At 43.4% G+C, this 11485-nt stretch carries 11 protein-coding genes, 1 tRNA gene and 2 pseudogenes; 6 read left to right on the top strand and 8 right to left on the bottom strand.

Features of this window, described 5'->3' with window-relative positions; translation table 11 throughout:
* Positions 1-62: 62 nt before the first annotated feature.
* Both IM515_RS09310 and IM515_RS09305 read right to left on the bottom strand, forming a co-directional pair.
* Positions 63-488, bottom strand: a pseudogene (locus tag IM515_RS09310) (RNA-guided endonuclease InsQ/TnpB family protein); the annotation flags it as partial.
* 144 nt (positions 489-632) lie between these two features.
* Positions 633-968, bottom strand: coding sequence for a type II toxin-antitoxin system PrlF family antitoxin (locus tag IM515_RS09305; protein WP_287628261.1), 336 nt, complete (start codon positions 966-968; stop codon positions 633-635).
* A gap of 274 nt (positions 969-1242) precedes the next feature.
* On the opposite strand from IM515_RS09305, the gene IM515_RS09300 reads away from it, so the two are divergent.
* The 4 genes from IM515_RS09300 (at position 1243) to IM515_RS09290 (ending at position 5243) form a co-directional block, all read left to right on the top strand.
* A complete protein-coding gene (locus tag IM515_RS09300) occupies positions 1243-2421 on the top strand; it encodes an AI-2E family transporter (RefSeq protein ID WP_193960867.1) in 1179 nt (392 codons plus the stop codon).
* A 1073-nt stretch (positions 2422-3494) separates the two neighbouring features.
* On the top strand, positions 3495-3689 hold the full coding sequence (locus tag IM515_RS26125; protein ID WP_012267246.1) for a TLTLP motif-containing protein: 195 nt from the start codon (positions 3495-3497) through the stop codon (positions 3687-3689).
* Between the two features lie 160 nt (positions 3690-3849).
* Entirely contained in the window at positions 3850-4359 is a 510-nt protein-coding gene (locus IM515_RS09295) for an inorganic diphosphatase (RefSeq protein ID WP_002770856.1), read from the top strand.
* Between the two features lie 200 nt (positions 4360-4559).
* A complete protein-coding gene (locus tag IM515_RS09290; RefSeq protein WP_002770854.1) occupies positions 4560-5243 on the top strand; it encodes an N-acetylmannosamine-6-phosphate 2-epimerase in 684 nt (227 codons plus the stop codon).
* A gap of 161 nt (positions 5244-5404) precedes the next feature.
* Here IM515_RS09290 and IM515_RS09285 read toward each other — a convergent pair whose 3' ends face one another.
* The 3 genes from IM515_RS09285 to speB all read right to left on the bottom strand — a co-directional run bounded on the left by IM515_RS09285 (position 5405) and on the right by speB (position 7554).
* Positions 5405-6454 (bottom strand): Rieske 2Fe-2S domain-containing protein, encoded by a 1050-nt coding sequence (locus tag IM515_RS09285; protein WP_287628262.1) that lies wholly within the window; start codon positions 6452-6454, stop codon positions 5405-5407.
* Positions 6455-6534: 80 nt separating this feature from the next.
* Positions 6535-6608 (bottom strand) — tRNA-Val (locus tag IM515_RS09280).
* A 46-nt stretch (positions 6609-6654) separates the two neighbouring features.
* Positions 6655-7554 (bottom strand): agmatinase, encoded by a 900-nt coding sequence (gene speB / locus IM515_RS09275; protein WP_287628264.1) that lies wholly within the window; start codon positions 7552-7554, stop codon positions 6655-6657.
* 563 nt (positions 7555-8117) lie between these two features.
* Between speB and IM515_RS09270 the strand changes: the two genes are divergently transcribed.
* The gene (locus tag IM515_RS09270) at positions 8118-9107 is read left to right on the top strand and encodes a hypothetical protein (RefSeq protein WP_287628265.1); all 990 of its coding nucleotides are present in this window, start codon (positions 8118-8120) and stop codon (positions 9105-9107) included.
* 394 nt (positions 9108-9501) lie between these two features.
* On the opposite strand, the gene IM515_RS09265 is transcribed toward IM515_RS09270, so the two are convergent.
* Together IM515_RS09265 and IM515_RS09260 are read right to left on the bottom strand one after the other, a co-directional pair.
* The gene (locus tag IM515_RS09265; RefSeq protein WP_287628266.1) at positions 9502-9900 is read right to left on the bottom strand and encodes a type II toxin-antitoxin system VapC family toxin; all 399 of its coding nucleotides are present in this window, start codon (positions 9898-9900) and stop codon (positions 9502-9504) included.
* The gene (locus IM515_RS09260) at positions 9897-10142 is read right to left on the bottom strand and encodes a type II toxin-antitoxin system Phd/YefM family antitoxin (RefSeq protein WP_008201147.1); all 246 of its coding nucleotides are present in this window, start codon (positions 10140-10142) and stop codon (positions 9897-9899) included. The genes IM515_RS09265 and IM515_RS09260 overlap by 4 nt, the downstream gene beginning before the upstream one ends.
* A 356-nt stretch (positions 10143-10498) precedes the next feature.
* Between IM515_RS09260 and IM515_RS09255 the strand changes: the two genes are divergently transcribed.
* The gene (locus IM515_RS09255; protein WP_002770842.1) at positions 10499-10762 is read left to right on the top strand and encodes a DUF433 domain-containing protein; all 264 of its coding nucleotides are present in this window, start codon (positions 10499-10501) and stop codon (positions 10760-10762) included.
* An 85-nt stretch (positions 10763-10847) separates the two neighbouring features.
* Here the strand turns inward: IM515_RS09255 and IM515_RS09250 are convergent.
* Positions 10848-11171: pseudogene (locus tag IM515_RS09250) on the bottom strand (arginase family protein); the annotation flags it as partial.
* Between the last annotated feature and the right edge of the window lie 314 nt (positions 11172-11485).

Here is an 11485-nt window from a genome sequence, read left to right as displayed (position 1 = left end):
GAGATATGCCAACGTCCAGAAGGATTTAATCTGACCGTTACTGTGCTTGGTTCACAGCTTTATGGGATTTGTCTTGACCATCGAATAGGTAAAGGTTCTGTGCATTTAGCTAAATAGATTTGTTTGTCTTTAAATTTAAAGGCTGACTTGGTAAATTCGGCACTTCCTCCTTGATGTTTTTTCTTAAAGTTAGGATACTTAGTACGACCAGCAAAGAAATTAGTGAAAGCTGTTTGTAAATGTCTTAACCCTTGTTGTAAGGGTACACAGCTAACTTCGTTTAAAAACTCTAATTCTTCTTGTTTTTTCCACTCGGTTAGCATTGAAGAAGTTTCAGTATATCCTACTCTTTCTTGCTTTTCGTACCATGCTTGTGTTCTGAGATGGAGAGCTTTATTGTAAACTAATCTTACACAGCCCAAAGTGCGCCGCAATAGCGACTCTTGTTCGGGTGTGGGGTAAAATCGAAACGAATAGGCTTTTTCCATACCTCACATTTTAGCATATATTTCGTAAATGTGTTAATATCTAACAGTAAAGCCAACCTAGAACGGCGGGGTTTCAGACCCAAAATTTCCGATGAGCAAATATGCTCCATGCATTAATCACTAGGGGCTGATCTATAGACAACCTTATTCGTCCTCATCCAGAAGTGGTGCATCAAGATCCAGATCAACCCCACAGACCAAGGATTGAACATGATTGACTAGGTTAGAACTAATTGCCTGTATATGTTGAGGGTTCTGTTCCATATCTTGTGCAAGAAAATTCAGAAATTTCCCAAGCACTGGATCATTTTCTTCTGCTCCGTCAGCCCGGGAAATCCATACTTTGCCGTCGGGTTGTATGTTGTAGCAGATTTTATCACGCTTATTCAAGCCAAGGGCTTTGCGAACAGAATCGGGAATTGTCGTCTGATAGCGATCGGTAAGAGTGGATTCTGGACATGGGGCTATCGTTGCAGCCATTGCGACCTCTAAACCTGTCTGTAAAAACTAGATATTGATGGTAATGCAACTGCATTGTCTTGTCAAGTATGGAGTGACTAGATCTACAGCCTAACGGAGCCGTTCACCTTAAATGTCGGCAGGATGCCCCCGTTACACCCATAAGGTTGTTGTAATAAACCTAAACCTGTCAGCATCCCACACCCCATCACCCCACTTCCCCCCAGTTGAGTTAGCGGGTTAGGCTTCGATCTGTCAGAATACAAGTATTGAAACAAACCCTTTAAGAGGCTTCATGGTGGAAGTTAAAGTCGTTCCCCCGAAACGCAATTGGGTTCAGACGTGGTGGCAATCCCTGAATTCCCTATCTCGCTTACTGGTGATTGCTCTAGCTGCACCACTTATAGTTCTGAATGCCTGGGCATTATCGGCAATTTTTGGCTATTTTGAATCTTTATTTGTTATTTTACTGATAGCGGCCGTTCTATCTTTTCTCTTGGGTTATCCGGTGACTTGGTTGGAACGTCAGGGATTAAAACGGGGTTTAGCTGCGATCGTGGTTTCCCTGATCACGATTTTAATTTTTGTGGCCGTGGGAATCACCCTAGTTCCCTTGGTCTTCACCCAAGCGCAGCAATTTGTCAACAGATTGCCAGAATGGTTAGACTCGGGACAGCGCCAACTGATGCAACTAGATACCAAAATCGACACGATGAATCTACCGATTCCGATCAGTTTCGATGGTGTTATCGCTCAGTTTAACAGTCGTTTAGGGGCAGAATTGCAGATTTTAGCGGGAAGAAGCGTTAATTTAGCCCTTAATCTCACCGTTTTTACCGTGGTGCGAGTGCTTGATGTGCTGCTAACCATTATCCTCACCTTTTATCTACTTCTCCACAGTCCCGATATCTGGAGGAGTATTATCCAATGGTTGCCCAAACCCGTCCAACAACCCTTTTCCCTAACCCTACGCTTAAGTTTTCAGAATTACTTTGTCGGCCAGGTAATTTGTGCCACCTGCATGGCCCTGGGATTAGTCACGGCATTTTTATCGATTAAAGTTCCTTTTGGTCTTCTATTCGGCCTCTTGATTGGTACCATGGCCTTAATCCCTTTTGGAGGAACTGTAGGCATTGTCACGGTGACAGCTTTACTAGCTTTGCGCGATATTGGTTTAGCTCTGCAAGTTTTAGCCGTAGCTGTAGTGGTGCAGCAAATTGTCGAAAACGGCATTGCTCCCCGGATTTTGGGCAGTGTCACCGGGTTAAATCCCTTTTGGGTGTTGGTCTCGGTCTTGACGGGGGCGCGAGTGGGCGGTTTACTGGGGGTGATTATCGCGGTTCCCATGGCAGTAATGATTAAGGAAGCTTTGGAGGTGATCCGTCAAGTGACACCGGAGGAGACAAAATACGGGATAATTAAACCCTCTCTCCCCCTAGAATCAGAATCCTCTAGCGAGGTGGTTTCTCGCTGAAAAATGACTGACGGTATGATCTGAGGTGATCGGCATTTTTCTCGCAGGTTCTTGGTTTTTCTCCCTCGATCGAGTTATGATGTAAATATTGGTAGATTGACTCCACTTGCCCTGATTGCTGTCCATGACAAGCAAGGACAAATCAAGGCTTGAGGATGCCTTGCTGGTCTCTGAAACCTAGCTTATTGGGAGATTAGCTGACCAATTGTCTCCAAACTCGGATAATTTCTAAGAAAAGGTGATTGTCTATCCCGATAAATCAGCAAAAAATCAATATTTTGGTTAAATAGGCTACATTAACAGCCAGGTTTCTATCGTAAGCTCGAAGTTAAGACATAAAGTCAATATCACCCTCCGATTGCAATGAAAAAATGTTTGGATCGCTTAGTATTTAAGCCTTTCAGACATTTTTTTTGTGGATTGATACTAAATCCAGTTATTAAAAACTGATTTAGTAAGCTAAGACGCATTTAAACCGCTTAGGGACTTGCGTAGGAATAATATCCCAGCCAGAAAATCGCTCTGTAGAAGAACCAGACCAGCCAGATGGCACATTATCAAAGCGCAAGTCCCTAAAATCTCGAAGGCTCTCCCCCTACTTAGGGTGATCAGCAAACCTGATCGATCCGGAGGGCGCAAGCATTGCGCCCCTACAGTAACGGATTTTGTCCACAATGTAGGGGCGAACTGCGTTCGCCCAAAAGGTACATTATCAAAGCGCAAGTCCCTTATTCTTAGATTAGCCGAACCTCCCGCAATCCCTTTACTGTTGCCTTTTGCCTCGTCTCAACAAGCAATCTAAATTACGAACAGCTTATGACATGGACAAACACCAACAGACTATGATCTGGAGAGATCGTCAAGAAAAGTATCAGAGGGAACTCTTGGAAAAGAATTGGTAAAATATAATTAGTAGGGAGAGTATTGCTGTTAATGTTTCGCTTTTTAACGGGACATTAACCAAGCCCAAAGGCAAAAAAACAGCAGTAATTTGCTAAAAGCTCAAGGCCGATAGCTGACTGCTCTATATATCTCTCGTATTCTTTACTTGTCGAGTTCAACACGACCCCTTTATGGAATCAAGCAACCCGTCAGGGAAGACTTCCGAACCTCCTAGTCATAGGTGGGCCAATTTACTCGGAACCATGATCGCAATTCTGACCCTAACGTTACCCTTGTTAGCGATTGGATATAACTCCACGCCTAACTATACCGAAGAACCCCTTACCGGTAACACATCCTACTCCCTAACGAGGCAAATGAGGTGACAGAATTGAGATAGACGATTGCCAAGATAAAATTTTTTTCTTCGTCCCGATCCCCCTTATGGGTAAAATTTGGATCGGAGTTAATCAAAGTGTCTTTTAATTTCCCTTGCGCTTTTAGGTGACTCTAAAGGCGCTATTGTCTTGTATTTGGAGAAAGCTTGTGGATTTATCGCGCATTCCTGCCCAACCGAAACCCGGTTTAATTAATGTTTTAGTGGAAATCACCGCCGGTAGTAAGAATAAATACGAGTTTGATAAGGATTTAAACGCCTTTGCTCTCGATCGCGTTCTCTATTCTTCGGTACAATATCCCTGTGATTATGGTTTTGTTCCCAATACCCTCGCCGATGACGGCGATCCTTTAGATGGTATGGTGATCATGGATCAGCCGACTTTCCCCGGCTGTGTGATTACGGCGCGTCCCATTGGTATGCTAGAAATGATCGATGGTGGTGATCGCGATGAAAAAATTCTCTGTGTTCCCGCTAAAGATCCCCGTTATGCAGAGGTAAAATCTCTTAAAGATGTCTCTCCCCATCGCTTGGAAGAAATCGCCGAGTTTTTCAAAACCTATAAGAATCTAGAGAAAAAAGTCACAGAAATTCTCGGTTGGAAAGATGTGGACGCAGTAAATGCTTTAGTTGAACAGTGTATTGCTGCTTATAAGTAAGGTTTGCGGCAAAAAGTTTGTTGCTGGAGTCAGTTATCAGTTATCAGTTATCAGTTATCAGTTCACTGATTACTGTTTACTGTTTACTGATAACTGAAAAGTTTCCCCACTTCCCCATTTCCCCATTTCCCCATTTCCCCACTTCCCCACTTCCCCACTTCCCCACCTCCCCATTTCCCCACTTCCCTACACCCCAATTTATGCGAATAGAAACCTTAAAATCGGGTTTAATCGTCTCCTGTCAAGCGCCAGTGGAGTCATCTCTGCACGATCCTATAATTATTGCTGCCATGGCTCATGCTTGCGTGGATAGGGGTGCTTGTGGGGTAAGAATTGATAGTCCCGCTCATCTGAAAGCTACCCGTCAACAATTGCCGGATATACCGATAATTGGACTCTGGAAACGCAATTATCGCGATTGTTCGGTATATATTACTCCCAAATATCAAGATGCTCTCGCCATTGCCGATGCGGGTGCCGATATAATTGCCTTGGATGCTACCCCCAGAAAGCGTCCTAATGATGAAAATTTAGCCACAATTATCGATCGTATTCATCAGGAAACTGGTAAATTAGTCATGGCAGATATAGACTCGATCGAAAGTGCTATTTATGCTGTGGCAGCTGGTGCTGATATTGTCGGTACAACTCTTTACGGTTACACAGAAGCAACTAAAAATCTGCCACCGCCGAGTTTTTCTTTCCTAGAAGAATTAGTTAATAAGTTATCAGTTCCTGTTATCTGTGAAGGAGGAATATCGACTCCAACAGAAGCAAAAAAAGCCCTAGAAGTTGGTGCATATTCGGTAGTTGTTGGCACGGCAATTACAGGGATTGATTTAAAAACTAGCGCTTTTTTACAAGGAATTTTATCAAAAGATTAATGGGAGGTAAAAAAACAAAAAGTTTAGCCGCACCTGCTAAAATAGCGACAACCAAAGCGATTAAAATCCCCCGGTTTGTGAATTGAGGAGAGGCAATAGCCAAAAGGCAAAACGGAGAATAAATAATCAGTGGGCAAGTCCAGTAATAAAATCATCAAATTCTAACTACGCCATCGTAAAATTTGTGCTTTAATGGGGTTGACAAAATCCCGCTTTTCTGCTTGAGATTTTTCGTATTCTTGCTTAAGGCGATAATACCATTTGGCCTGGGTATCGGCATCATCAATTAACATCAAAGCTGGATGATAACTAAGTCCTTCCTGTTGTTTAATTACCACATCGCGATCCTGTTTAAGAAATTGTAGGGTTAAATAACGCAAAAGAGGGGTTAAAAATGCCAACCAAGGAATCGTATAGTATAAACTTTGATGGACTTCGCAGTGATTTTCATCGATGGGAGTAATTGCCGTAAAAGCACAGGCCAAATATCGATCGCCTCGTAGTATTTCTGTACGCACCGAGGGCAATTCAAAAACAATTTCAATCGATACCTTATTACCCAAAATTTTATAGGGTTTCGCACTGACGGGCATATCATAGGGAGCAAGACGAAAACCGAGGGGAACAGGTTCGTATTGTTTTTCCTTGACCCGAAATTTGCGCGGACCGCTGCGCCACCACCAAGAAGTATGAACGTAGGGACCGTGGGCCGGATCCATCAATCCCACCACTGCATGGTCAATATTGCAGTCAAAAGTGATAGTTTCGGCTATTTTGGGGGTAAGTTTGCCAAAATCGCTAATAGTCGGCACAGGAGGCAGATTTTCTTGATTAATTTCTCTTTTTGAGTCTGCCGGAATAAACACCCAGATATGACCTTGTATTTCACGACAGGGATAACTGGTGACACAAATTCTGCTAATATCAAGGCGATCGTGTTCCGTTAATGAGGGGATCTCAGAACAAACGCCATCGCTAGTGTTAAATTTCCAGCCATGATAGCAACAGTACACCCCATCCCCTTCAATCCAACCATGGTGCAGCGGAATGCCACGATGGGGGCAAATATCCCGCAATGCGAACACTACTCCATCCTCTCTCCTACCGACAACAATCGGTTCACCTAGCATTTTTTTTGCCATTAGCTGACCGGGTTTAAGTTTATTTGCCGGTGTGGCCACATACCAAAAGTCGCGCAGTAAGCTAGTCATAGGGTTTGTCTGGAGAGCTTCGATCGTTCATCCTATCATCAGAAATGAAGATTATGACCAAGACTAGGGCAGATAATTTATGGACGTAACTGGATTCGAACCAGTGACCCCATCGATGTCAACGATGTACTCTAACCAACTGAGCTATACGTCCGCACCGATTGCTATTATAACACGATTGCTCCTAATTAGGCAAGCCCCTAAGCAATAAATTGATAGCCAATTAACTTATAAATTAACTTGGCAGTGGTAAATTCCGAGACCACCGAATCACTAATCGGGGCCAATTCCATCACATCGCAGCCAATCACCTGATGAGTTTGGAAAAGACGACGGAGAAAGTTTAGGGTTTGATGCCAACTTAACCCCCCCGGTTCAGGTGTTCCCACCCCCGGAATTAAAGCGGGATCGATGCCATCCACGTCTATGGTTAAAAATATCTTCTCGGTGGTAATTTTGGCGATCGCTTTTTCGATCCAATCGGGATCCCTAGCGATATCTCGATCCCAAATCACGGGAATCTGCTGTTTAGCGATTAATTCGGCTTCTTCTCGACAAATAGCCCGAATTCCCACGGGTAAGGTCGGTAAACCCATTTCTAACACCCGACGCATCACACAGGCGTGGTTATGGTGGGAGCCTTCGTACTCAAAACGCATATCGCCATGGGCATCAATTTGAACCACCGTAAAAGGTTCCGATAAAGCTTGTTGGTAAGCTTGTACTACTCCAGTGGTGATAGCGTGTTCACCCCCGACGGCGACGACAAATTTATCATCGGCAATTAAACGCGAAACTGTAGCTGTGGTGACGGCTAACATCTCCTCGGCGGACAATTGCGGTTGCTGACGGGTATCGGCGATCGCATCATGGGTATAGATGCCCACTTCTAAACAGGTTTCCCTCTTAAGTTCCTCGTCATAGGCTTCCAGTTGTTGGGAAGCGGTAATCACCGCCGCCGGTCCAGTTTCACAACCCTTGCGATAGGTGGTGGTGGCCTCGTAGGGAATCGGCAGGATCACGACCTTAGCTGTGGCGTAAGATGCGATCGCTTCACTCCCTAAAAATTGTTCGCTACCGGTGGCGCAAGACAATAACATGGGCAAGTCACAAAAAATTTTAGTCCAATCTTCTATTATAAATATTTTGACTATTTTTGTCTATTACAGCCTTTCTTATCAACCTGAACTGACTCCAAACATATCTACTACAATAGCCGACACCCCTGATCCATCAATGGATACATCCCTCGATTTCTCGCTCAAGATTGGTTTGCTGCGGGCGATAATCTGGAAATATAGCCATCAGTTAGGCTGCTCCACACTGCTGTAACAAAAAACAATTATCCCCTGATAGCGATCGCTAAAGGTCGAATAATTATCAATTTTTATCAAGAGGTGCGGTCAGATATAGGAATCATCGCTAGAATAGGCCTAAATTGTCAGGAATTTAGTTAAACAAGGTTTTTGGCAAGATGCTGATCTGGCTAACGCGCTTTTGGGGGTGATATAGGGAAAACTTCTGGCGATTGCGCTTAAATGAAGTAATATACAGAAAGTTGGCCTGTATCGTTACTCTGGAGAGTGTTATACAGAAATTTTCCGTGTAATATGTAGTTAGGATGCAACCGTGAATTAAAACTATCTACAGATAAAAATACTCTATGGAATATATTTCATCAGCTTTACGCTTGGAATTTCGGGAATTTTGCGTTGATCTAGTTCTGCGTCAGATTGATGACATTTTCCAAATGGCTGGTATTCAACCAGGTCAATCTGCACGTGTTGTTAATGGTGCGAAACGTTCACGTGTCGAGGAATACTATGCATCTATAGACTGGACTGACTTAACGGATACTCAAAAATTCTTGAAAGTCATAGGATTAGTGTTGTCACAATCCTATATTTCTGACGAGCAAAAAGAATTTATACGAGATACATGTATAAAAGAGGGCTTGGTTGTTGATGGGCAACAAGTCCAACTTCCGCAAATAATATCTCCCGATGCACCTGATGATTTGTTTGTGCATCAATTTCCTGGTGGGCTTCCTTTTGGATTGGTCAAACCTGAGTTTGCTATAACTGCTAAAGAAGGTAAGCAATCACTGAAATTTGAATTGAAATCTGGAATAGGTATTATTTGGCGGGATGTGTATCCAAATTTTGATTTTCCAACTTTTCAAGCTGCTTGTGGAATTAACTCGGAAACAAACTTGGCACTAAAGAAAGCTCTTCTTGCCATGAATCAAACCGAATGTGAAAAAACATTTTTCCAGTCATATGCCAAGTATTTCGGTATGGCTGATAATCACATACCAATTTTAATTCCACAAGCCTGGATACAATGGCATTCGTCATCAAAAAAGGTTTTGCAAGCTTCGGGAAGTTCCCTGGCAAAAGAACTGTATCGTGTAGATTTCGTCGCATTTTGGAATAATCATAGATATGCGATATTGATTGACGATATTAGTCACTACGCGATAAAGCATGGCAATCAGTGGATAGCTGATGAGAAAACGTACTCAAAACGTCTAGAGGAAGACCGAACATTACAAGTAGAGGGGTGGAAGATTTTTAGAGTGAGTAATTGGGAGGTCAGGCAGAATAAAGTGGGTGAAATAGTTACTGACTTACAGAAATTCATTGGATTTTAATCGGGCTGAAGAGCAGCCTAACAACGCCCATGCACTCCGACCACAAACCTTTCAGTGCGATCGCCGATCTTGTAGGGTGAGTTCCCTAATGCAACTTCTACCGCTCCACTAATAGCAGATCGCTATCGCTGTAGGGTGCGTTCCCTAATGTGGCTCCTACCGCTCCAGCGATCGATTTTTGGGGAACGCACCATGCCTATTGATTGAAGCTGTAAGAACGATTTCTGCAAAGGCTGTGAAATTGAAGGCTCTTGTGCAGGTCAGTGTCAAGTCACTTTGGAGTCTTCCAGAAATGACAGTCAATTAGTTGCAAAAATGTGCGAGTTAATAATTGCAACTACACAGAATTTGGTTGACGAACATCTAGAAGGCAGCTGAAATTCTGTGTTTATGACTAAGAACTAGCTGCCCAAAGCAAAGACACTTCATATTGATTAAATGTTGAATCCGCACTCACAAGTGTCATATCTTCTACCTGAGCTTGTGCAATCAGCATTCGGTCAAAAGGATCACGATGATGTAAAGGCAATGCAGCCGCCAGCAAAGCATGAGAAGCATTGATCTCTAACGACCTAGCTCCTAGTCGGGTCATTCGAGTAGAGACATAATCATCTATTTGCTCTGGCAGTGGTAATTTACCGATTGAGACTTTAATTCCCATCTCCCAAACACTGGCAACAGAAAACCACACTTCATTGCTTTCGTTGGCAATTTGTTCAATTACATTCTCACTTAACTTGTCTGGTTGGGCAAACCACCACAGCCAGCATTGTGTATCCAGTAAAAGTCTCACTCCGCACCACCCTCAAATGCTACCAAAATATCTTCTGGTAAAGGGGCATTAAAATCATCTGGTACGGTAAACATCCCTCGATCTTGTCCTAAACTAGACCGTCGATCTAAAGATGTCCGAAATGGAACAAGTTTAGCAATTGGAATACCTCGGTTTGAAATAACGATTTCCTCTCCGAGTTCCACACGGGACAATAGCCGAGAAAGGTTTGTTTTAGCCTGATGAATGTTTACAGTTTCCATGCTCTTAAAAAACTAAGTCCACAAACTAAGTTTAGTTTAGTTGCGCTGATTCTGCAAGGGCAAGTTAGTTTGAATTGCGATGCCGAAGGCACTGCGTAGCAGATCGCCGATCTTGTAGGGTGCGTTCCCTAATGCAACTTCTACCGCTCCAGCGATCGATTTTTGGGGAACGCACCATGCACATTGATTGAAGCTGTAAGTCTAGGCGATGCCGAATCAAGGTATGAATGCCAACTGTGCATCGTATCCAAAAGTTAGTTTGGGTCTAGCGGCAAGATGTAGGCAGAGTAGTCAAGTGAAGTGTCCCATGCCTGAGCCTCACCTTGTATAGAGCCGATAAATGACTTTAGGATACAATGACTATAAAAGCTAGTAGCCAGTTGGATATATTTGTTATGGCATTAATATCCCGTGTTGTTCACAGTGATCCCGACATTCTAGGGGGAACCCCTGTTTTTGTAGGAACTCGTGTGCCGATGAGAACCGTACTTGATTATCTTGAGGCTGGTGATTCATTAGAGGTATTTCTAGACCATTTTCCCAGTGTCAGTCGGGAACAGGCGATCTCAGCCCTTGAATTAGCAAAGGAAATGTTGACAGCCTATGCGAATCCTGCTTGATGAATGCGCCCCACGCCCGTTAAAGGGTGAGCTTGCCGATTACGAGGTATGCACAGTTGTGTTGGCGAAAGTAGCATAACTCCGCATCCCCGGCGATATCTTGATCGCAAATCACGGGAATCTGCTGTTTAGCGATTAATTCCGCTTCTTCTCGACAAATAGCCCGAATTCCCACGGGTAAAGTCGGTAAACCCATTTCTAACAACCGACGCATCACACAGGCGTGGTTATGGTGGGAGCCTTCGTACTCAAAACGCATATCGCCATGGGCATCAATTTGAACCACCGTAAAAGGTTCCGATAAAGCCTGTCGATAAGCTTGTACTGCTCTTGTGGTGATAGCCTGTTCACCCCCGACGGCGACGACAAATTTATCATCGGCAATTATTGGTTTGCTGCGGGCGATAATCTGGAAATATAGCCATCAGTTAGGCTGCTTCATCCTGCTGTAACAAAAAACAATTATCCCCCGATAGCGATCGCTAAAGGTCGAATAATTATCAATTTTTATCAAGAGGTGCGGTCAGACAGAGGAATCATCGCTAGAATGAGCCTAATTGTCAGAAATTTAGTTAAACAAGGTTTTTGGCAAGATGCTAATCTGGCTAACAAGCTTTTGGGCGTGATATAGGGAAAAGTTCTGGTGATAGTTGACCCATATCGTTACTCTGGAGAGTTTTGTACAGAAAGTTGACCTATAATATGTAGTTATATTTTCAAGAG

This window comes from Microcystis sp. M44BS1, from assembly GCF_020244875.1.
Lineage (GTDB): Bacteria > Cyanobacteriota > Cyanobacteriia > Cyanobacteriales > Microcystaceae > Microcystis > Microcystis panniformis.
This window is presented reverse-complemented; position numbering and strand designations above follow the sequence as displayed.